Genomic DNA, 21,938 nt, shown 5'->3' with positions numbered 1-21,938 from the left:
GGGCGTTTATGTGTTTTAGGCTAGAAGCTATGGCCAAGAAATCTCGCCCCATCCATACCTGCTCCGAATGCGGCTACGTCTCGCCGAAGTGGCTGGGGCGCTGCCCCGACTGCGGATCCTGGGGCACGTTGGAGGAAAGGGCGCCGGTGGTGGCGGGGGCGTCGGCAAGCAAGGGCGTAGCGCCGTCGAGCCCGGCACAGCCGATTACCAAGATCGGGGCGCAGGCGACAAAGACGGTGCGCACCGGCATCGGCGAGCTCGACCGCGTGCTAGGAACCGGCATCGTGCCCGGCTCAGTGGTGCTCATGGCCGGTGAGCCGGGCGTGGGCAAATCCACGCTGCTGCTGGAAGTAGCCTCGCGGTGGGCTCAGCTCGGCCGTACCGTGCTCTATGCAACGGCCGAGGAATCCGCCGGCCAGGTCCGCTCCCGCGCCGAACGCACCGGCGCCCTCCAGGAATCACTGTACTTGGCGGCCGAGTCCAACTTGGATGCGGTCTTTGGGCACGTGGATAAGCTCAAGCCGAGCCTGATCATCGTCGATTCGGTGCAGACCATGCACGCCGTGGGCGTAGAGGGCGTATCCGGTGGCGTGGCGCAGTCGCGCGCGGTGACGGCCGCGCTGACCTCGCTGGCAAAGTCCACCGGCATTCCGGTGCTGCTGGTAGGTCACGTGACCAAGGATGGCAACGTGGCCGGCCCGCGCGTGCTAGAGCATCTTGTCGACGTCGTCTTAAACTTCGAGGGTGACCGCCAATCCAGCCTGCGTATGCTGCGCGGTATTAAGAATCGCTTTGGCGCCACCGACGAGGTGGGTTGCTTCGAGCAGACGGCCGGCGGCATTCGGGAAGTCGCGGACCCTTCCGGGCTGTTTCTCTCGCATCGCGGAACGACGCCGGATGGCTCGGCCGTGACGGTCGCGATGGACGGCGTGCGGCCAATACTCGCGGAGGTGCAGGCGCTCACGGTGGACCCGGTAGCCAAGAACCCGCGGCGCGTGGTGACCGGGCTAGATTCCAACCGCGTGCCGATGGTGCTCGCGGTGTTGCAGGCGCGCGCGGGCCAACGCACCAACGATAAGGATGCTTATGTCGCCACGGTGGGCGGCATGCGGATTACGGAAACCGCCACGGATCTGGCGGTGGCGCTGGCAACGTGGTCCTCGCTGCACGAGCAGCCGCTGCCGGCCAAGACGGTGGTCATCGGCGAGGTGGGTCTGGCCGGAGAGTTGCGGCCGGTGTCCAATGTGGAGCGGCGCTTGATGGAGGCCGCGCGGCTGGGCTATAAGAACGCGATTATCCCACGCGGGGATATCGAGCCGGTAGAGGGCATGCGCGTGCACCAGGCCGGGACGCTGGGGCAGGCCATCGCCGCGGTGTCGGGATAGCGCCTAGCGCAGCGTGAAGTCCTGCGGCGGGGAGGAGTTATCGCCGATGACGGTGTGGGCGAAGTAGGCCCCAGGTTCGGCCACGGGGCGGTCGGTGCACTCGCCCGGCTTGGACCCCTGGCGGGACCACTCGGCCTCGAATTTCACGTCCTTGCCGGCCGGGAAGGTCTGCGAGCCGGTCTGTACGGAGGCGTAGCAATCCGTATCGGACCACACACGCTGGTTATCGGCCATCTTGTAGACCTCGAAGCGCAGCAGGTTCTTGTCCAGGTCGATCTTGCAGTCCGCGGCCGTGGGGTTGGTGACCGTCATGAAGAACTTCGGTAGCTCGCCCTCCGGCACGGAGTAGTTCAGCATGGAGGTGCGCACCTGGAGGTCCGCGAGATCGCAGGTCTTCTTGGCTGCTTCGGAGCTTGCAGGCGCAGCGCTCGACGGTTCGCTTTCGGCCGCCTTGCTTTCCGATGCCCCCTCGGACGCGGCCTCTGCAGCCGTCTCCGAGGCAGCCTCGGAGGTCTCTGGGGCGGCGGAAGACGAGGTCTGCTCCGGCGTGGGCGCAGGGGCGGCGGTATCGGCCGACTCATCGCTGCTGCCCCCGAAAGCGGCCACGGCCGCCCAGATCAGCACCACGGCCAACACGAGCACGATGATGAGCGCCGCCACGCGGCGGCGCTTGTAGATCTCTTCAGGTAGGGGCTTTTTCTGCGTCACGCTGTCAATTTTAAGCGGTGGGTGCGGGCCGGTACGCTAAGCCGGCGCCGCGTGTCAGGCTGGGTTATTCCACCCCGAAGGTCTGCAGGGTTTCCACGCTGGAGTCCTCCAGCAGGTAGCGCGCGCCAATAACGCCCAAGGCGCCCTCGTCCAATAGGCGGCGCACGTTGGGCACGCTGGCCACCAGTTGGGCGACGGTCTGGCGGGTGTGTTCCCGTTCGACGTCGTCAGTCGTGGCCTTAGGACCTGCCACCAGCGCGGAGGCAGCGACTTTCTCGATAATGGGTCGCTGCAAGCCGGTGGGTAGATCGCCGCCGGCCACGAAACCGGTAGCCGCGCCCACCGCGCCACAAGATTGATGGCCGAGGACCACCAGCAGGTTGGGTTTGAGGGCGGCGAGGGCGTAGTCGAGGGAGGCCAGAACGGCGTCGTCAAGAATGTGGCCCGCGGTGCGGATGACAAAGGCATCGCCGAAGCCGATATTAAAAACGTGCTCGATAGGGGCGCGGGAATCGGAACAGGAAATGACCACCACACGGGGATCCTGACCATGGGTCAGGCCCTCTCGGTTATAAATCTCGCGCACGTCGACGGTCTCGCCGTCCAGCACGCGCTGATTTCCCGCCTTAAGGGCCTCCCATACGGCCTGCGGTTCGTGGGCAACATTACGTAAAGGCATAGGCCACATTCTAATGCCCTAGACTATCTCCCACGATGGATTCGCAAGCTCTTCTTTCCTGGTTCGATGCCAATGAACGCGACCTGCCGTGGCGCCGGCCTGGCACGAGCGCGTGGGGTGTGCTGCTCAGCGAGGTCATGAGCCAGCAAACCCCGGTCGCGCGCGTGGCTCCGGTGTGGGAGGAATGGATGCGGCGCTGGCCCACCCCGGCGGACTTTGCCCAGGCCACCCGGGCGGAGGTACTGCGCGCCTGGGGCAAGCTGGGCTATCCGCGGCGTGCGCTGCGCCTGTGGGAGTGCGCGGCGGCCATTGGCGAGGGTGAAGTGCCGGCGGACGTCGATAAGCTGCTGCGCCTGCCGGGCATCGGTGACTACACCGCGCGCGCCGTGGCGTGCTTCCACTTTGGGATAAACGTGCCGGTGGTCGATACCAATGTGCGCCGGGTGTATGCGCGCGCGGAGGACGGGAGGTTCTTGGCGCCGCAACCGTCGAAGCGGGAATTAGCGGCCGTGGCGGAGCTGTTGCCGGCCGAGAATGGGCCGCGTTTTTCGGCCGCACTCATGGAATTGGGAGCGCTGGTGTGCACGGCGAAGAATCCTTCCTGCGAGCAGTGCCCGCTGCGCGCAAGCTGTGCGTGGCAGCTCGCTGGCCGGCCGCAGCCCAGTGCAGAGGAGCAGGCACGGGCGAAAAAGCGCGTGCAAAAATTCGTCGGCACGGACCGGCAGGTGCGCGGCAAGATTCTGGACGTGCTGCGCGCGGCGGAGCGACCGGTACCGCAGTCCGAGATTGACGTGGTCTGGCCCGATGCGGCACAGCGTTCCCGGGCGTTGGCTTCGCTGCTTGCCGACGGCCTCGCCGAGCAAAACGACGCCGGCCTGTTCCACCTACCCATTTAGAGGGTTAATAATGGCCGGCTATAATCGCAGGTCGCGATCCAGGGCGTGTGTTCTGGTTAACGCCAGCGGCCGCGGAAATTGAATCCGCCCGGCAGGTTCACCCACATGCCGCCGCGGGAATTAAAGGTGACCGGCCCTACCTTGGTAGACATCGACGCACCGGATCCGGAGACGTTGATCCAGCTATTCTTGCCGGTCTTTTTTCTTGAACGATACTGAAGTCCCATAAGCATTTATTTTAGCAATTTCACTTCCACCGTTCCTACTACGCAGTAGGTTTTGGACATGGAAAAGATTTGTATGAGACTCCTCACAATTTGTTCACTAATCCTCGGGTCGCTCCTCCTACCGCCGGCCGCGAATGCGGCAGTAACCTCGACCCGGCCTTCGCCGCACGCGCTCGATGGCGTCGGCCGCGGGCAGGTATTCACGTATGACACCACCACGGATGATGGTCGGCCGATTCAGGCCTCGGCAACCTTATACGAGCCGAATACACCGTGGCACGGCAAAGGCGAGCGGCCCACCATCATCTTCGCGCCTGGTACCCGCGGCGCAGGCGACCAGTGCGCGCCGTCGCGTGCCGGCATGGGCTTGGGTTCGGTAGGGCTGAGCAAGGTCGGCTCCCCCACCATCAACGCGAACTACGAGTACGGCTTCTACATGGGTGCACTCCAGCATGGTGCCCGAGTCATCGTGGCAGACCTCATCGGCCTTGGCATGCCAGGGCACCACACCTACGTCAATCACATTGAAGAAGCGCACGCCATGCTCGATGCCGCCCGCTCCGGCCTAGAACTGGCCCACGCTCCAAAGGACGCCCCTATTGGCTTTGCGGGCTACTCGCAGGGCGGCGGAGCCTCGCTGGCCGCCGCGGAATTCGCCGATTCTTATGCACCCGAGCTGAACGTGGCCGGTACCTACTCCGGCGCCCCTCCGGCCGACCTACCAAAGGTGATGAAGGCCATCGACGGCTCCTCCATCGTCCATGTGCTGGGCTACGCCATCAACGGCTTTGCTGAGCGCGACCCCAAGTTCCGCGATGCGGTCCTAGAAGAGCTCAATCCACGCGGCATTGATTTCCTGCGTTCGGCAGCCACCAGCTGCACGGGTGACTCCATCCTCATGTGGGGCTTTAGCAATACCCGCCAACTCACCCGTACCGGGGAATCGCTATCCGAGCTCGTAGAGCGCAAGCCTGTCATCAAGGAAACCTTGCTGCGGCAGAATCAGGGCAAGCACCCGCTCAGGGGCCCAGCGATGATCGCCAGCTCGCCGCACGATGACCTCATCCCGCACGAGCAAGTTCGGTCTACAGCAGGGGCGTACTGTCAGATGGGCGGGACCGTGGACTTCATGGCCGCGCCTGGTACCGCAACGATTCCGGGCGCCGGCGCCGATCACGCGTTGCCGCTATACGTTAATTTCCCAGTGGGCTTGAAGTATCTTTTTGACCGCTTCGACGGGAAACCGGCGCCGTCGAATTGTGCGGGCTAGGCGACGTCCAGAAGCTCCAAACCGCACACAACGCAAGACCACCCAGCCTCGCAGAAAGCGAGATGCTGGGTGGTCTTTACTCGTGTTCCTGTTTACATCGGCTGGCCGGCGCCTGCTGGCGGCGGGTTGTGACCGTCGTCATCGGAGTCGGAACCGGAGCCGGACTCTAGGTCGGTTCCGGCGGCGGTGGAGCCGCCATCGCCCGGAACGTCCGGGGTGATGGTGTCGGGCTCGTCGGCATCGGTGGAGTCGGCGTCGTTGTCGCGCACCTCGGCGTCGTCAAGCTGTGGCTCCTCAGTGTCCTCCGGCAGAGGCTTCGGACGTGGACTGAAGGTGAACTTCGCGCCCGTGTTGTCCTTGGACTCGCCGTCCCAGCCCTCGACGTCGACGGTGATGATCTCACCGGCGCCGATTTCGCCGAAGAGGATCTTCTCGGAGAGCTGATCCTCAATCTCGCGCTGAATGGTGCGGCGCAGCGGACGAGCACCCAATACTGGGTCGAAGCCGCGCTTAGCCAGCAGGTCCTTGGCCTTCTGCGTGAGCTCGATGCCCATATCGCGCTCATCCAGCTGCTTGGCCACGCGGCCGATGAGTAGCTCGACCATCTCCACAATCTGCTCCTGGGTGAGCTGGTGGAAGACGACGATGTCATCGATACGGTTCAAGAACTCTGGGCGGAAGTGCTTCTTCAGCTCGTCGTTGACCTTCTGCTTCATCCGATCGTACTGAGCATCCGCATCATTCTCGGAGGAGCCGGTAAAGCCCAAGCCCACCGGTTTCGAGATGTCCTGCGTGCCCAGGTTCGAGGTGAAGATAAGTACGGTGTTCTTGAAGTCGACGACACGCCCCTGGCCGTCAGTAAGGCGGCCATCTTCCAGCACCTGCAGGAGGGTGTTGTAAATCTCCTTGTGGGCCTTCTCGATCTCATCGAAAAGCACGACAGAGAACGGCTTGCGGCGAACCTTCTCGGTCAGCTGGCCACCCTCTTCGTAGCCAACGTATCCCGGAGGGGCACCGAAGAGGCGGGAAGCGGTGAAGCGATCGTGGAACTCACCCATGTCGATCTGGATGAGGTCATCATCCGAACCGAAGAGGAAGTTAGCCAGGGACTTCGACAGCTCGGTCTTACCCACACCGGACGGGCCGGCGAAGATGAAAGAGCCGGATGGACGGCGCGGATCCTTGAGACCTGCACGGGTGCGGCGGATGGCGCGGGAGACGGACTTGACCGCCTCGTCTTGGCCAATGATGCGTTTGTGTAGCTCCTCTTCCATGTTGAGCAGACGGTTGGATTCCTTCTCCGTCAGCTTTAGTACAGGGATGCCGGTCCAGTGCGCCAGAACCTCGGCGATCTGATCCTCGCCTACCTCCGCGATTTCCTCAAGGTCGCCGGAGCGCCATTGCTTTTCCTTTTCCGCGCGCTCCTCGCCCAGCTTGCGCTCCTTATCGCGCAGGCCGGCTGCCTTCTCAAAGTCCTGGGCATCGATGGCCGCTTCCTTTTCCTTGCGGACCTCAGCGATGCGGTCATCGACCTCACGCAGGCCCTTCGGCGCGGTCATGCGCTTGATGCGCATACGAGCGCCAGCCTCATCGAGGAGATCAACGGCCTTATCTGGCAAGAAACGGTCATTGATATAGCGATCCGAGAGGGAAGCTGCAGCGTGCAGCGCTTCGTCCGTATAGGAAACGCGGTGGTGCGCCTCGTACTTATCGCGCAGGCCCTTCAGGATCAGGAAGGTGTCATCCAGGGAAGGCTCGTCCACCTTGACTGGCTGGAAGCGGCGCTCCAGGGCGGCATCCTTCTCGATGTGCTTGCGGTACTCATCCAAGGTAGTAGCACCGATGGTCTGCAGCTCGCCACGAGCCAGCTTCGGTTTGAGCAGCGAGGCGGCATCGATGGCGCCTTCGGCAGCACCAGCACCAACCAGGGTGTGGATCTCATCGATGAACAAGATGATGTCGCCGCGCTGGTTAATCTCCTTGAGCACCTTCTTCAGGCGTTCTTCAAAGTCACCGCGGTAACGGGAGCCAGCAACCAGGGAGCCCAAGTCGAGCGAGTAAAGCTGCTTGTCCTTAAGGGTCTCCGGAACCTTGCCATTGACGATGTCGAGCGCCAAGCCCTCGACGACGGCGGTCTTACCAACGCCCGGCTCACCGATGAGGACCGGGTTATTCTTCGTGCGGCGAGACAGCACCTGCATGATGCGCTCTACCTCGGACTCACGGCCAACGACCGGATCGAGCTTGCCGTCCTTAGCGGCCTGGGTGAGGTTGCGGCCGAACTGGTCGAGCACCAGGGAATTGGAACGCTCGCCGGAACCGCCGGAGCCACCACGGCCGCCCGAGCCGGCACCAGCACCCGCGCCGACCGGACCGGAGCCCTGGCCGTTGGAGGAACCACCCTCCTGCTGGCCGCCCTCATAACCGGACAGCAGCTGGATAACCTGCTGGCGCACGCGCGGCAGGTCGGCGCCGAGCTTGGTCAGCACCTGGGCGGCAACGCCGTCGCCCTCGCGAATGAGACCCAATAGCAAGAACTCAGTACCGATGTACTTGTGTCCCATCTGCAAGCCTTCGCGCAGGGAAAGCTCCAAGACCTTCTTGGCGCGTGGGGTAAAGGGGATGTGACCGGTGTGTGGCTGGCTGCCCTGGCCGATGATTTCCTCGACCTCGCGGCGGACATCCTCCAGGGAGATACCCATGGATTCCAGCGCCTTGGCGGCTACGCCTTCACCCTCATGGATAAGGCCGAGCAGGATGTGCTCGGTGCCGATGTAATTGTGGTTAAGCATGCGTGCTTCTTCCTGCGCCAAAACGATGACGCGGCGAGCACGATCGGTAAACCTCTCGAACATGATTCCCCTATACTTTCGCTTCTAATGTGATACCCACTCTAACGCGGCAGTCCGCCGATAATTTCCGGTTTTGTTCCCAGATGCCCGCAATACCGCCAGAATCCACCATATGCGCAGCTCACACGGGTGTACGCCGGTAGCGAACAGGGGCATGGGCATGTAATCTAGAATCGTTTTATCGTTCCCTGCTCCTCCCCACTATTAAAGGACGTCGCGACCGTGCCCCAGCTTCCTGAGTTCTTTGCCACCCAGCACAACCTGCACGAATTGGCCGTGTTGGATGAGGCTCCATCGTCTATCCTCTTTGCGGTCGAAGATGGAACCACGCACCAGCAGCTAAGCGTGGAAATCTTCGCGCCAGAAATTACCGGCGTAGTGGACAAGTCCACGGCACTGCATGGGTTGCGCCACCCAGCCATCGCGCCGCTGGTGGGCACGGGCACCACCGCGGACGGGCAGGAATTCATCGTGCGCGAAGGGGCTTCCGGAACCCAGCTTTCTGAGCTGCCCAGTAAGCTCAGCCGCGAGGAGGCTGCCGACGTCTTTGGTCCGCTGGCGGGTGCGGTGGACTTCTTAGTGTCGCGTAATCGGGCTGATTTTGCGGTGCATGGGCTAAGGGAGGCCCGGGTGGGCGTCGATAAGCAACGCCAGGTTTCGGTGCTGGCTGCGGCCGGTCCGTCCGGCGAAGAGCACGGCGATGCAGTGGCGGCGTTTGAAGAGCTCGTTGCCCGCAAATGCCCAGAATACAAGCCTACTGGCACGGCGGAGAGCGCCAAGGATGTGGTGGCTCAACTGCGCCCGCAGCGCGAATTCGATACCGCGCAGATTCCGCGCGTGCAGGAGCCAGAGCCGCGCCCTCAGCAGCAGTTCGCCCCGCCGCAACAACCGCAGCCGCAACCGATGGCCCAACCCATGGCACCCGCCCCGAAGAAGAAGGGCAAGGGCGGGCTCATTGCGCTCATCACGGTGCTGGCGGTGGCCGCGATTGCTGCTGCGGCCGCGCTGTGGTTCTTCCTGTCCCACCCCAGCTGGAATGATAAGGAGCAAAACCTCGCGGATGCGTATCCGGACTTGGTGGGCTCCCGCAGCGGCCAGGACGGCTTCGATGGGGCTAAGTGCTCCTCGCGCGAGCCGGAGCCTGGCCAGGAGGCCAAGATTTCCTGCGTGGGCGATGGGTTCAACTACATCGTGACCTACTACCCCAGCGTGGAGGAGCGCGATGCCATGCTTCCCGACGCCGAACCGGTCGAGCTTTCCAATGATCAGTGCACTATCCAAAGCTTTGAGACCACCGCGGATGTTCCGACCTACGTGATGGCCGTGGAAGGCACCCAGTCCGCATTCCTGGTGTGGGGCGATAAGGCTGAAGAGGAGCGGCTGAACCTGCCGCTGTGCGCCTCTTAACTCGCGCCCGAAAGTTAAAGGCCCGCTGGTGCGGGCCTTTATTTTGTCCTTGTGCCTATTCCGCGGAGGGCACGCGCTTGAGGAACGGAGCGAGCACAACGACCACCAGCGAAAGCACGCCGGCAAAAAGGAAGGCCCAGTGCGCCCCGTGAGCCGTCGCGGCTGCCTCGTTCATACCTTGGACCGCACCGGACTTGGTGCCACGGGTCAGGAACGTCATCAGGAAGGCAGTGCCGGCCGCGCCCGCCAGCTGCTGCAGGGTATTGAGGATGGCGGAGCCGTGCGAGTAGAGCTCGTCTGGCAGGGAGGCCAGGGACGTCGTCATCAGCGGCGTCATCATAAGCGCGATGCCCAGCGCAAAGAGGATGTGCATGCCAATGACCATCCATACCGCACTGTCCTCGTTGAGCAAGGTCATCAGCCACGTGCCCGCGGCGAGGAGGAGGGCGCCTGGGATCATGAGCGGGCGGGGCCCGTGGACGTCATAGAGGCGGCCAACCATCGGCGAGATGCCGCCTTGGAGCAAGCCGCCAGGCATGACGACGAGCCCGGTTACCAGCGAGCTTACCGCCAGGGAGGTCTGCAGGTAGATGGGCAGGATATTGACCACGCCGAGCAATAGCCCAAACATGAGCAGCATGCCCAGTACCGCTACGGTGAAGTTGGGAACCGTAAACGGGCGCATGTCCAAAAGAGCGCGATTGTCTTTTGCCAGGCGCAGCTGGCGGCGGGTGAAAAGCGCCAAAGCCACGAGACCAACGATGAGAACGACGATGTCTACCAGGCCTTCGCCCTCCAGCATGTTTTCCAGGGACGATACGGCGTAGACCAACCCGCCAAAGGCAATGACGGACAGGACGACGGACGGGAAATCCAGCGGGGTATCACGCTTATCTCCCACGTTGACTAGGCGGAAATAGCCGGCGGCGCAGATGAGGCCGAGCAGCGGCACCATGGTCCAGAAGATGACGTGCCAGCTAGACATGCTCAACACGAAGCCACCTACAGTGGGCCCGAGCGCCGGAGCCACGGAGATCACCACGGAGATAATGCCCATCACGCTGCCGCGGCGCTGCGGAGGGACGAGGGTCATCGCCACCGTCATCAGTGTAGGGATCATCAAGGCGGTGCCAGCCGCCTGGAATACGCGCCCCACCAGCAGCACGCCGAAGGCCGGGGCAAGCCCCGCCAGCACCGTACCGGCAAGAAATACGCCCGACGATGCCAAGAAGATCTGCCGGGTGGTGAACTTATCCATGAGAAAGCCGGTGGTCGGGATGACCACGCCCATGGTGAGGAGGAAACCGGTAAGCAGCCACTGGGCAGAGGTCGCGGGGATGCCGAAGTCCGCCATGATGGTGGGCAGCGCCACCGACAGGGCGGTCTCGTTCAAGATCATCACCATCGCGCCGAGGACGAGGATGGTGAGGTTGATTTTTACCTCTGCGGAAATGCGGGGATCTGGTTTCTGAGACACCCAGACAGGATACTGAGGCCGCGGGTGCGGGGAAAGTCGAGGAGTATAGTTTTAGTGTCTTCATCCGCGCGGTGAGACCGCGCCACCCGAGCCTAAAGCGAGGTACACCCCAGTGCGTTTTCTCAACGATTCCCATCCGCCGTACGAATTGACCTACTCCGACGTATTTATGGTCCCGAGCCACTCCGAGGTGGGCTCGCGCCAGTCGGTAGACCTCACCACTGAGGACGGCACCGGTAATACCATTCCGCTCATCGTGGCCAATATGACCGCCGTGGCCGGGCGCCGCATGGCCGAGACCATCGCCCGGCGCGGCGGGCTGACCATCCTGCCGCAGGACCTCTCCTTAGAAGCGGCCGCAGAGACCATCGCCTCTGTGAAGGCGGCGGACTTGGTCTATGACACCCCAATTACCGTCAAGCCGCACCACACCGTGGGCTATACCAGCAACCTTTTGCACAAGCGCGCCCATGGTGCCGCCATCGTGGTCGAGGGGGACATGCCCATCGGCATCATCACCCCGAAGGACCTGCGTGGGCAGGATAACTTCACCGCTGTCGGTCAATTGATGACCACCGACTTGGTCACGCTGCCGGTGGGCATTGACCCACAGGAGGCTTTTACCAAGCTGCGCAAAACCTCCCGCAAGCTGGCGCCAGTGGTCAACCCGGATGGCACCTTGGCCGGAATCCTCACGAGGAAGGGTGCGGTGAGGGCGAAGATGTACCGGCCGGGCGTCGACAAGCAAGGCCGCTTGCACATCGGTGCTGCGGTGGGCATCAACGGTGATGTGGAAGGCCGCGCCCGCGCCCTGGCGGAGGCCGGTGCTGACGTCCTGGTCATCGATACCGCACACGGCCACCAGGAAAGCATGCTTACCGCGCTGCGCAAGGTCAAGGCGCTGGAACTGGGGCTTCCCATCGCTGCCGGCAATATCGTCACGGCCGAGGGCGTGCGCGAGCTGGCCGCGGCCGGCGCGGACATTATCAAGGTCGGTGTGGGCCCGGGCGCGATGTGCACCACCCGCATGCAGACTGGCGTGGGCCGCCCGCAGTTCTCAGCCGTCCTAGAGTGTGCTGCGGCCGCCCGCGAGGTAGGCGCCCACGTCTGGGCCGACGGCGGCGTGCGCGACCCGCGCGATGTCGCCCTCGCACTTGCCGCAGGTGCCTCCAATGTAATGATCGGCTCCTGGTTCGCCGGCACCTTTGAATCCCCAGGTGACCTGCACAAGGATGCCGACGGCGCCTTTTATAAAGAATCCTTCGGTATGGCGTCGCGCCGGGCGGTGCGCGGCCGCAATTCCGATACCGAGGCCTTTGAGCGTGCCCGCCGCGAGATGTTCGAAGAGGGCATTTCTACCTCTCGCATCTACCTCGACCCCGAGCACGGCGGCGTGGAGCACCTGGTGGACCGGATTGTCTCTGGCGTGCGTTCCTCGTGTACCTACGCCGGTGCCGATTCCCTGGCCGCCTTCCGCGAGCGCGCCACCGTGGGCGTGCAGTCCGCCGCCGGCTTTGCCGAGGGGCAGCCACGGGCCACGAACCGCTAACAGGCTGCATGCTACGTTGACAGATATGTTGACTCGCTATGACCAAGCGGCCTCCCGCGCGGCCGCGCAGGTTATGGGGCAGTACTCCACCAGCTTCTCCCTGGCCACGCGGCTTCTGCGCGGGCGGGTGCGCGCCGATATCCGCCATCTATACGCTGTGGTGCGCATTGCAGACGAGCTTGTCGACGGCGCCGCAGCGCAAGCCCACACCGACCCCGCCGCCGCGCTGGACGCCTACGAACAGACCATCTTGGCCGCTCCGCAACGACGACTGCACACTGACCCGATAGTGCACGCTTATGCCATCACTGCTCGCCGCTGCGGCTTCCACCGCGAATACCTTGCTGCCTTCTTTAACTCCATGCGTGCGGATCTCACCCAGCGCGAGTACTCCCCATCGGAATTGCAGGACTATATCTACGGCTCAGCGGAGGTCATTGGGTTATTGTGCCTGCAAATTTTCTTGGCCGAAGAGGACGTCTCCCCCGCCGACCGCGCCGCGATGGAGCGCGGTGCCCGCGCTCTAGGGTCAGCCTTTCAAAAGATTAATTTCCTGCGTGACCTGGGTGAGGATAGCTCCACTTTGGGCCGAACCTATTTTCAGCAGGCCCCATCGGGACGGATTGATGAGGCCACCAAGTCCGCGCTCATCGCAGAGATCCGCCAGGAGCTCGCCACCGCCGCGCTCACCATCGACGTACTCCCGGCTTCCGCGCGGGTCGGTGTGAGCGCGGCGGCGGATATCTTTGCTGAGCTCACCAATCGCCTCGCCGCCACTCCGGCTACGGCACTTGCCACCACGCGAGTATCCGTGCCGAACCACACCAAGGCTTGGCTCGCGGCCCGCGCGGTGCGCCGTCGCGGCCACATCAACCTGACCCCGCCCCTAGCCGGAGATTAAGGAGAACAACATGCACGCCGTTGTTATTGGAGCCGGCATCGCCGGCCTCGCCACCGCCGCTTTGCTCGGCCGCGAGGGCTACGAGGTCACCGTCGTGGACTCGCTGGATGAGGTAGGCGGGCGCGCCGGCAGCTTTGCGGAGGCCGGCTTTCGCTGGGATACCGGCCCGTCGTGGTACCTCATGCCCGAGGCTTTCGATCACTTCTTTGCGCTGTGTGGCACCTCCACCGAGGCAGAGTTGGATCTAGTGGATCTCTCCCCTGCCTACCGCGTTTTTCATGGCGATGCGCCGGTGGACGTGCGCTCCGGGATCGAGGAAGTCACCGCGCTTTTCGAGTCACTGGAGCCCGGCGCGGGAGAGAAAGTCCGCGCGTACTTAGCGCAGGCCAGCGATACCTATGAGATGGCGCTTAAACACTTCCTTTACACCACCTTCTCCGCGCCGCTGAACCTGGTGCACCGCGATATCCGCACCCGGATTTCGCGCCTCATTGCTCTGCTGACGGTAAACCTAAAGCAGTACGTGGGCCAAACGTTTTCTGATGCCCGCCTGCGCCAAATCTTAAGTTATCCGGCGGTCTTTTTGTCCTCCAAGCCGGCCGCCGCACCGGCACTGTATTCTTTGATGAGCCACACCGACCTGGTGGAGGGCGTGCGCTACCCGCAGGGTGGCTTCGCCGCCGTGGTCCAGGCCATCTACCGGCAGGCACGGAAGTTTGGCGCCACTTTCCGCTTAGGCGAGGAGGTGACCTCCATTAAGGTTGCCAACCGGCAGGTCACGGGCGTGCGCACGAATAAGGGCGCTATCCACGCCGATATCGTGGTCTCGGCGGCGGACTTGCACCACACCGAGACCCAGCTTTTGCCGCCCCAGCTGCGCACCTACCCAGAGCGCTACTGGGGTCGGCGCAATCCGGGCCTGGGCACCGTGCTCGTTTTGGCCGGGGTGAAGGGCGAGCTGCCAGAACTAGCACACCATACGCTGCTTTTTAGCCAGGATTGGGATCCGGATTTCCGCGCCGTCTATTCCGGTCCGGAGCCTTCCCGGCCGTTGGGTTCCTCGGAGTCCATCTACGTGTCCAAGACCTCAGCCACCGACCCGAACGTAGCGCCCGCGGGCCACGAAAACCTGTTCATTCTGGTGCCGGTGCCGGCCGCGGAGGCGCCCGGGTTCGGCAATGCCTACCACGCAGAGGAATCCGAGCGCGTTGCCGCGATTGCCGACGCCGCCCTTAACCACATTGCAGCCACGACTGGGGTGCCGGATTTGGTAGACAGGGTCGTCGTCAAGCGCACGCTCGGCCCTGCCGATTTTGCCGAGCGCTACCATGCTTGGTCGGCCGGTTCTATCGGGCCCGCGCACACGCTGCGGCAATCGGCGTTTTTGCGCGGGCGCAATGCCTCGCGCAAGGTCGATGGACTCTACTACGCAGGAGCCACCACCGTGCCGGGCGTGGGCGTGCCGATGTGTCTGATTTCGGCCGAGAACATTATTAAGCGCCTGCGTGGCGATACCTCCGCCGGGCCACTTTCGCACTAGCCCAGGCACGGCAAAAGCCGCCAGCCACGTGAGCTGACGGCTAAAGATGGGCCGCTGGGCGGCTACTTCTGTTCCGGCTTAACCAGCGGGAAAAGCACGGTTTCGCGGATGCCCAAGCCGGTCAGGGCCATCAACAGGCGGTCCATGCCCATGCCGGTGCCAGCTGTAGGAGGCATGCCCTGCTCCATTGCGGCAAGGAAGTCTTCATCCAGCACCATGGCCTCGTCATCGCCACCGGCGGCCAGGCGGGCCTGATCCTCAAAGCGCTCGCGCTGGATAACCGGGTCCACCAGCTCGGAGTAGCCGGTTGCCAGCTCGAAGCCGCGGACGTAGAGATCCCACTTCTCGGTCACGCCCGGCTTGGAACGGTGCTGACGGGTCAGCGGGGAGGTCTCAACCGGGAAGTTCTTGACAAAGATGGGGCCTTCCAGCTGGTCCTCGCACAGGACCTCCCAGATTTCCTCCACCAGCTTGCCGTGGCCCCAGCCGCCGTCCTTGGGGACGTCAAGGCCGATGACGTCGGCAATGCCCTTAAGCGTTTCAACGTCGGTATCGATGGTGACCTCCGGCTGGCCCGGGAACTTGCGCTGTAGGGCCTCATTGAGGGAGGGGTACATCTCGATTTCGGGCCACTCTTCGCCGCCGAAATCGAACTCGGTGCCATCCGCCAGGGTGACGGTGGTCGAGCCAAAGACGTCGCGCGCTACGGCCTGGATGGACTCGCGCGTCATGCGGGCACAATCGTCGTAGTCGCCCCATGCAGCGTAGGTCTCGAGCATGGCGAACTCCGGCGAGTGAGAGCGGTCCACGCCCTCATTGCGGAAGTTACGGTTGATTTCGAAGACGCGGTCAATGCCGCCGACGACGGCACGCTTCAAGTACAGCTCCGGCGCAATGCGCAGGTAGAGTTCAATATCCAGCGCATTGGAGTGGGTGATAAACGGGCGAGCGGCCGCGCCACCGTGCAGGGTCTGCAGCATCGGGGTCTCGATTTCAACGAAGTCCTGGCTTTCCAGGTAGTTTCGCAGCGCGCGCATGACCTTCACGCGGATCATGGCGTTCTTGCGGGCTTCTTCGCGGATAATGAGGTCGTTATAGCGCTGGCGCACACGGGTATCTTCTGCCATATCGGCAAAGGACACCGGCAGCGGGCGCAGGGACTTAGCGGCCATGGTCCACTCTGAGACCATGATGGACAGCTCGCCGCGGCGGGAGGAAATTACGCGGCCGCGCACGGAGATGAAATCGCCCAAGTCAACATCGGACTTCCACGCGTCGAGGCGCTCCTTGCCCACCTCCGCTAGGGAAAGCATGGCCTGCACCTGGGTGCCATCGCCATCCTGCAGGGTGGCAAAGCACAGCTTGCCGGTATTGCGCATAAAGATAAGGCGGCCGGCAATGGCGTGGGTTACCTCGGTTTCCTCGCCTGGGGCCAGGTAGGTCACGCCTTCTTCCGTGCCCGGCTCTTCGCCCTCGGCCACTACGCGGAAATCGTGGCGCAAATCCTTCAAAGAGATGGTGCGCTCAACGGTGACCGGGTAGGCCTCTACGCCGGATTCCAGCAGGCGATCGCGCTTCTCGCGGCGGATGCGCAGCTGCTCAGGGACATCGTTTACTTCATTATTCTTCTGCTCGCTCACGTTAGCCTAGGGTAGTCGATCCCCACCGCAGCACGCGATTTAGCCCACGCCACCCTCACCCCGGAAAAGATTTACGCATAATTCACTTCACCGTCACCTCCGCGCCAACGCACAGTTACTGAGATCTCCTTATATATATGGCTGCCCCCGTGTCTAAACAATATTTTCAACCCATTTGGAGCAGTAATAATGGCGCTTAAAGGCCGCAACCTTCTCTCTAGTCTCTTTGCCTCCTCTCGTTCCAGCCTGACCTGCACCTACAAGTGCGGTAATGCTTGCTTTGGCGAGTGCGAGAACAAGTCCAATAACCCGTACTTTGCTGACCAGTTCTCCCGCCGTACCGCGCTGCGTGCGGGCAGCCTGTCCGTCGTAACCGTTGGCGGCGGCGCCGCTTTGGCGGCCTGCTCCAATCCGGATGATGCGTCTAATGAGGCTTCTTCCTCCGAGGGCAAGGGCGGCAAAACCTCTGAGGCGAACGTTGAGCTCACCTCCGCAGAGGGCATGAAGTTCGACCCAGTACAGCCAAATGAGAAGGACGAAGTGGTCATCCCGGATGGCTACGAGCAGTCCGTCCTCATTGCCTGGGGCGACCCGCTGTTTGAGGACGCACCGGAATTCGATGACAAGAACCAGACCGCCGAGGCAGCTGAGAAGCAGTTCGGCTTCAACAATGACTTTGCGGGCCTTATTGAGCACCCGGACGATGACAACCGCCTTATCTACGTCTGCTCCCACGAGTACACCACCGAGCCGCAGATGTTCCCCAACTACGATGCGGATAACCCCACCGAGGAGCAAGCCAAGATCGGCTGGGCTGGCCACGGCCACTCCATCGTGGAGGTATCTAAGGTTGGCAAGACCGGCGAGCTCAAGCGCGAGTTCGGCCCTCTCAACCGCCGCATCACCGCCACCACCGAATTCACCCTGGTGGGCCCAGCTGCCGGCTCCGATTACGTCAAGACCTCCGCCGATAAGACCGGCAAGAAGGTCAAGGGCACCCTGAATAACTGCTCCGGCGGCATCACTCCGTGGAATACCATGCTCTCTGGCGAAGAGAACTTTGACCAGTACTTCGCCCACGCCAAGCTGGATGACAAGAAGGCGCAGGAGTCCCTGGAGCGCTTCGGTATGGAAGACGGCGAGTCCCAGCGCAAGTGGGAGCGCTTTGATAAGCGCTTCGACGTCTCCAAGGAGCCGAACGAGCCGAACCGCTTTGGCTGGATCGTAGAAATCAACCCGCTGGACCCGAAGTCCACCCCGGTCAAGCACACCGCGCTGGGTCGTTTCAAGCACGAGGCCGGCAACATCCACATCGCATCCGATGGCACCGTCGTGTGCTACTCCGGCGATGACTCTCGCTTCGAGTACATCTACAAGTTCATCTCCACCAAGAAGTACAAAGAAGGCGACATCGAGCACAACCTCACCATCTTGGACCACGGCACCCTGTACGTGGCCAAGGTAGAGGGCAACTCCCCAGAGGACGAGATTGACGGCTCCGGCGTGCTGCCAGAGGATGGTGCCTTTGACGGCAAGGGCGAATGGATCAAGCTGCTGACCTCCGATACGGAGAACAACAAGTTCGAGTCCCACGTTGATGGCATGTCTGCCGAAGAGGTTGCCGTCTACACCCGTGAGGCCGCCGATAAGGTGGGCGCCACCAAGATGGACCGTCCTGAGGATATGGAGGTTCACCCAGACTCCGAGAAGGTCTACGTCGCCCTGACCAACAATAAATACCGCGGCGCTACCGGAGAGAACGCCAAGAAGAACAAGGAAGAGCCGATGGAGTGGGCTCCTATCAAGGAGAACAAGAACGGCTTGGTCATGGAGATTGAAGATGACCATGCTGGCGAGAAGTTCACCTGGAACCTCTTCTTGGTCTGTGGTGATCCGAAGGAGGCCAATACCTACTTCGGCGGCTTTGATAAGGAGAAGGTATCCCCGATTTCCTGTCCGGATAACTTGGCCTTTGATAGCCACGGCAACCTATGGATCTCCACCGACGGCAACGCCCTTGAGTCCAACGATGGCCTCTACGCCGTGACCACCGAAGGCGATACCCGCGGCGAGCTCAAGTGCTTCCTTACCGTTCCGGCAGGCGCCGAGACCTGCGGCCCCATCGTCACTGATGAGCGCGTGATGGTTAACGTTCAGCACCCAGGTGAAACCGATGACGCTACCTTTGAAAAGCAGACCTCCCACTGGCCAGAGGGTGGCAAGTCCACCCCTCGCCCAGCAGTGGTTGTGGTGTGGAAGAAGGACGGCAACATCGGCGTCGATAAGAAGTAAGCACCACCTGGTTTAAGCACCCACCGCGCGGCCCTCGTTCCTCCACTGGAACTGGGGCCGCGCTGTTGTTTTCCCTGCCGGCAGCATGAGGTACTGCGCCGCCTGCGCCTTCCAAATATAAATCCACCCGCCGGTCTCCCCCACGGGCTAATACCTATGTGAGTTATGGCATACTATCCGCACGTGTGAGACACGCCACCCACCTGCCCATGAGGAGACGCACACCATGAACTCTCTAGTCCTCGCCATCATCGGCATTGCGATGATGGGCGCCGGCTATCTGCTCTATTCCAAGTTCCTAGGAAAGGGCATTTTCCGGCTATCCCCGAACTACTCCACCCCGGCCCACACCATGGAAGACGGCGTGGACTTTGTGCCCACCAATAAATACGTCCTGTGGGGCCACCACTTCACGTCCGTGGCGGGCGCCGCCCCCATCATTGGTCCGGCCGTAGCCGTCATCTGGGGCTGGGTTCCGGCGTTTCTCTGGGTCACACTCGGCACCGTCTTCTTTGCCGGCATACACGATTTGGGTGCGCTGTGGGCGTCGCAGCGCCACAAGGGCCAGTCCATCGGCACTTTGTCCGGGCGCTACATTGGCAAGCGCGGCCGCAACCTCTTCCTCATCGTGATCTTCCTGCTGCTATTGATGGTGAATGCGGCCTTCGCCGTGGTCATTTCGAACCTGCTGGTCTCCACCCCTACGGCCGTAATCCCCACGTGGGGCGCCATCGTCGTCGCACTGCTTATCGGCCAGGCCATCTACCGCCTGAACTGGAACCTGCCGCTGGTCTCCATCGTGGGCGTTGTCGCGCTCTACGCGTTGATGATCATCGGTGACCGCGTGCCTGTGGTCCTACCAGATACTGTCCTGGGCATCCCCGCCAACGGCGTGTGGATCATCTTGTTATTCATCTACGCCTTCATCGCTTCGCTGCTGCCGGTGTGGGTGTTGCTGCAGCCGCGCGACTACATCAACGGCCTCCAGCTCTTTGTGGGCCTGGCCATCTTGTACGGATCCTTCCTCATTACCCGCCCTTCGCTGGCCGCACCGGCGCTGCGCGATAACGTGCCGGACGGTACCCCGGGCATCTTCCCGCTACTTTTTGTCACCATCGCCTGCGGCGCTATCTCCGGCTTCCACGGCGTGGTGGCCTCCGGCACCTCGTCCAAGCAGGTGGATAAGGAAACCGATGTGCGCTTTGTGGGTTATTTCGGCGCCGTGGGCGAGGGTCTGCTCGCACTAGGCACCATCATCGCCACCACCGCGGGCTTTAAGTCTCTGCAGCAGTGGGAGGAGATTTACTCCGAATGGAATGCCGGCGGCGTGGAGGCTTTCGTGCAAGGCGGCGGCGCGCTCATGAACGAGGGCATGGGCATTCCCACCTCCCTCTCCGGCACCATCTTGGCCACCATGGCCGTGCTCTTTGCCGCTACCACCATGGACTCGGGCGTGCGCCTGCAGCGGCTTGTGGTACAAGAACTCGGCGAGTTCATGGGCGTGCGCATCAAGGCCTTGGCCGCCACCGTCATCGCGGTGGGCTTGGCCTTCGGCCTGACCTTCTCTGCCGGTGCGGATGGCTCCGGCGGTATGACCATCTGGCCGCTATTCGGCACCACCAACCAGCTCATGGCGGGCCTTTCCTTGGCCATCGTGGTGGTCATCCTTACCCACCTGCGCCGCCGAACGTGGCCGGTAGTCATCCCGCTCATCTTCGTTACCGCCATGTCACTGTGGGCCGCACTACTCCAGCTGAAGTCCCTATTTACCAGCCAGAACTGGCTGCTATTCTGCATGGACGTCATCATCGTGGTCGCCGCCATCTGGGTCATTGTGGAAGCCGTTGGCGCCATTTCCCGCGCCCGCAAGGAGACCCCGCTGGAATGGTCCGATGATGACCTTGACGCCCCGCTGCCCGAGCATGCTCGACAAGCTTAAGGCACTTGCGGCCGGGCTCAATGAGTACTACCAGGCCCCGTATCGCGCCAGCTTTGCCAAGGCCCAGCAGCAAGAAGACGATCTCTTCTTGATGCTGGTTGCCTCGGAGGCGCTCGGCATCCCCAACCCCGCCAGCTACTACACCCTGGAGCTTTTGCCGTTGGTCTATGAGGATTTCCACGCCTGGCATACCCGCATGGGAATGGATAAATCCCCGCTGGAGAATATTCAATGTTGTTAGAGACCGCACCCATCATGTTCTTTGGCGGCAAGGGCGGGGTGGGTAAAACTACCCTGGCCACCGCTACCGCGCTGCGCCTGTCCCGCAATCACCGCGTCTGCCTGGTGTCCACGGACCCGGCGCATAACCTGGGGCATATTTTTGGTACCTCGCTTGGCGACGCCCCCGTAGGCCTCACCCCTACCCTGTCCGCCATCGAGATCAACCCTGCGCGCGCGACCGAGCAACACCTAGCGCAGGTAGGGAACTCGATGCGCCGCTTTATGCCCGAACACCTGCACGGTGAGGTGAAAAAGCACCTCGACCTAGCCCGGCAATCGCCCGGCACGCAGGAGGCGGCGCTATTGGAACGCATAGCGGCGCTCGTAGTGGGGGAGCCGAGCTTCGACTACCTCGTCTTCGATACCGCTCCCTCTGGGCACACTTCGCGGCTGATGGCCCTGCCGGAGATCATGGCTGCCTATAGCGATGGGTTACTCTCCCGGCGCGAGAAATCCGATAAATTCGGCTCGCTGGTGCGCGGGATGTCTAGCGGCAGCGGCGCAGATAATGACCCGGTGGACCGGCGCAATCAGGAAATTCGCGCCACGCTTTTCCAGCGCCGCGAGCGCTTTGCCCAGCTGCGCACCGCGCTTACCTCCCCGCGCACCGTATTCCACATTGTGCTCACCGCCGAGCGCCTGCCCGTACTGGAATCTGCTGAGTTCCATGCGGATCTTAAGAGCAACGGTGTGCGGGTGGGATCCATGCTGGTTAACCGACGCACCCCGGCCGGCCAAGGCGAGTTCTTAGCCGCCCGGCGCGCCGCCGAGGATGAGGCACTCGCGCTCCTGCGCACCCAGCTGCCTGATACACCAGTGCGCGAGGTTCCGTGGTTGCCGGAGGAAGTGGGGACTCCGGGGGCCGTCGGCAAGCTGGCGGCATTCCTCTAGCTC

At 62.7% G+C, this 21,938-nt stretch carries 17 protein-coding genes; 11 read left to right on the top strand and 6 right to left on the bottom strand.

The features are described from left to right. Window positions 1–29: 29 nt before the first annotated feature. Window positions 30–1,385, top strand: coding sequence for a DNA repair protein RadA (gene radA / locus RAE04_RS07190; RefSeq protein WP_317026904.1), 1,356 nt, complete (start codon window positions 30–32; stop codon window positions 1,383–1,385). 3 nt (window positions 1,386–1,388) lie between these two features. Here the strand turns inward: radA and RAE04_RS07185 are convergent, their stop codons facing one another. Together RAE04_RS07185 and RAE04_RS07180 are read right to left on the bottom strand one after the other, a co-directional pair. Continuing rightward, window positions 1,389–2,093 (bottom strand): hypothetical protein, encoded by a 705-nt coding sequence (locus tag RAE04_RS07185; protein WP_317026903.1) that lies wholly within the window; start codon window positions 2,091–2,093, stop codon window positions 1,389–1,391. A 64-nt stretch (window positions 2,094–2,157) separates the two neighbouring features. After that, window positions 2,158–2,772 carry a carbonic anhydrase gene (locus RAE04_RS07180; RefSeq protein ID WP_239273333.1) on the bottom strand — a complete coding sequence of 205 codons (615 nt, stop codon included), beginning with the start codon at window positions 2,770–2,772 and terminating at the stop codon, window positions 2,158–2,160. A gap of 35 nt (window positions 2,773–2,807) precedes the next feature. Between RAE04_RS07180 and RAE04_RS07175 the strand changes: the two genes are divergently transcribed. Continuing rightward, complete coding sequence (locus tag RAE04_RS07175; RefSeq protein ID WP_049377888.1) at window positions 2,808–3,668, top strand: A/G-specific adenine glycosylase; 861 nt, start codon at window positions 2,808–2,810, stop codon at window positions 3,666–3,668. A gap of 56 nt (window positions 3,669–3,724) precedes the next feature. Here RAE04_RS07175 and RAE04_RS07170 read toward each other — a convergent pair whose 3' ends face one another. Further along, a complete protein-coding gene (locus RAE04_RS07170) occupies window positions 3,725–3,895 on the bottom strand; it encodes a DUF4236 domain-containing protein (protein ID WP_080970400.1) in 171 nt (56 codons plus the stop codon). 73 nt (window positions 3,896–3,968) lie between these two features. Between RAE04_RS07170 and RAE04_RS07165 the strand changes: the two genes are divergently transcribed. Further along, on the top strand, window positions 3,969–5,165 hold the full coding sequence (locus RAE04_RS07165; protein WP_317026902.1) for a lipase family protein: 1,197 nt from the start codon (window positions 3,969–3,971) through the stop codon (window positions 5,163–5,165). A 92-nt stretch (window positions 5,166–5,257) separates the two neighbouring features. Here the strand turns inward: RAE04_RS07165 and RAE04_RS07160 are convergent, their stop codons facing one another. Then, window positions 5,258–8,020: an ATP-dependent Clp protease ATP-binding subunit gene (locus RAE04_RS07160; protein WP_317026901.1), complete on the bottom strand. Its 2,763-nt coding sequence runs from the start codon at window positions 8,018–8,020 to the stop codon at window positions 5,258–5,260. Between the two features lie 219 nt (window positions 8,021–8,239). On the opposite strand from RAE04_RS07160, the gene RAE04_RS07155 reads away from it, so the two are divergent. Further along, window positions 8,240–9,424, top strand: a complete 1,185-nt coding sequence (locus RAE04_RS07155; protein ID WP_317026900.1) for a serine/threonine protein kinase — start codon at window positions 8,240–8,242, stop codon at window positions 9,422–9,424. Window positions 9,425–9,479: 55 nt separating this feature from the next. Here the strand turns inward: RAE04_RS07155 and RAE04_RS07150 are convergent, their stop codons facing one another. Next, complete coding sequence (locus RAE04_RS07150; protein WP_317026899.1) at window positions 9,480–10,901, bottom strand: MDR family MFS transporter; 1,422 nt, start codon at window positions 10,899–10,901, stop codon at window positions 9,480–9,482. 112 nt (window positions 10,902–11,013) lie between these two features. Between RAE04_RS07150 and RAE04_RS07145 the strand changes: the two genes are divergently transcribed. From RAE04_RS07145 to crtI, 3 genes are read left to right on the top strand one after another with little or no spacing between them, the layout of a single operon-like run. Continuing rightward, window positions 11,014–12,450 carry a GuaB1 family IMP dehydrogenase-related protein gene (locus RAE04_RS07145; protein WP_049377893.1) on the top strand — a complete coding sequence of 479 codons (1,437 nt, stop codon included), beginning with the start codon at window positions 11,014–11,016 and terminating at the stop codon, window positions 12,448–12,450. Window positions 12,451–12,475: 25 nt separating this feature from the next. Then, window positions 12,476–13,351: a phytoene/squalene synthase family protein gene (locus tag RAE04_RS07140; RefSeq protein WP_317026898.1), complete on the top strand. Its 876-nt coding sequence runs from the start codon at window positions 12,476–12,478 to the stop codon at window positions 13,349–13,351. Window positions 13,352–13,361: 10 nt separating this feature from the next. Beyond that, window positions 13,362–14,891, top strand: coding sequence for a phytoene desaturase family protein (gene crtI / locus RAE04_RS07135; protein WP_317026897.1), 1,530 nt, complete (start codon window positions 13,362–13,364; stop codon window positions 14,889–14,891). A gap of 62 nt (window positions 14,892–14,953) precedes the next feature. Here crtI and lysS read toward each other — a convergent pair whose 3' ends face one another. Beyond that, the gene (gene lysS, locus RAE04_RS07130; protein ID WP_317026896.1) at window positions 14,954–16,531 is read right to left on the bottom strand and encodes a lysine--tRNA ligase; all 1,578 of its coding nucleotides are present in this window, start codon (window positions 16,529–16,531) and stop codon (window positions 14,954–14,956) included. Window positions 16,532–16,720: 189 nt separating this feature from the next. Here lysS and RAE04_RS07125 point away from each other — a divergent pair, with 189 nt between their 5' ends. The 4 genes from RAE04_RS07125 to RAE04_RS07110 all read left to right on the top strand — a co-directional run bounded on the left by RAE04_RS07125 (window position 16,721) and on the right by RAE04_RS07110 (window position 21,935). Beyond that, complete coding sequence (locus tag RAE04_RS07125) at window positions 16,721–18,823, top strand: PhoX family phosphatase (RefSeq protein WP_317026895.1); 2,103 nt, start codon at window positions 16,721–16,723, stop codon at window positions 18,821–18,823. Between the two features lie 226 nt (window positions 18,824–19,049). Continuing rightward, complete coding sequence (locus RAE04_RS07120; RefSeq protein WP_317026894.1) at window positions 19,050–20,762, top strand: carbon starvation protein A; 1,713 nt, start codon at window positions 19,050–19,052, stop codon at window positions 20,760–20,762. Beyond that, on the top strand, window positions 20,746–21,003 hold the full coding sequence (locus RAE04_RS07115; RefSeq protein ID WP_198492073.1) for a cory-CC-star protein: 258 nt from the start codon (window positions 20,746–20,748) through the stop codon (window positions 21,001–21,003). Before RAE04_RS07120 ends, RAE04_RS07115 begins: the two co-directional genes overlap by 17 nt. Then, the gene (locus RAE04_RS07110) at window positions 20,994–21,935 is read left to right on the top strand and encodes an ArsA family ATPase (RefSeq protein WP_317026893.1); all 942 of its coding nucleotides are present in this window, start codon (window positions 20,994–20,996) and stop codon (window positions 21,933–21,935) included. Before RAE04_RS07115 ends, RAE04_RS07110 begins: the two co-directional genes overlap by 10 nt. The last annotated feature ends 3 nt before the right edge of the window (window positions 21,936–21,938 follow it).

Source organism: Corynebacterium sp. CTNIH16 (genome assembly GCF_032821655.1).
Taxonomy (GTDB): domain Bacteria; phylum Actinomycetota; class Actinomycetes; order Mycobacteriales; family Mycobacteriaceae; genus Corynebacterium; species Corynebacterium marquesiae.
The sequence above is the reverse complement of the archived record's forward strand: the minus strand, read 5'-3'. Positions and strand labels throughout refer to the sequence as shown.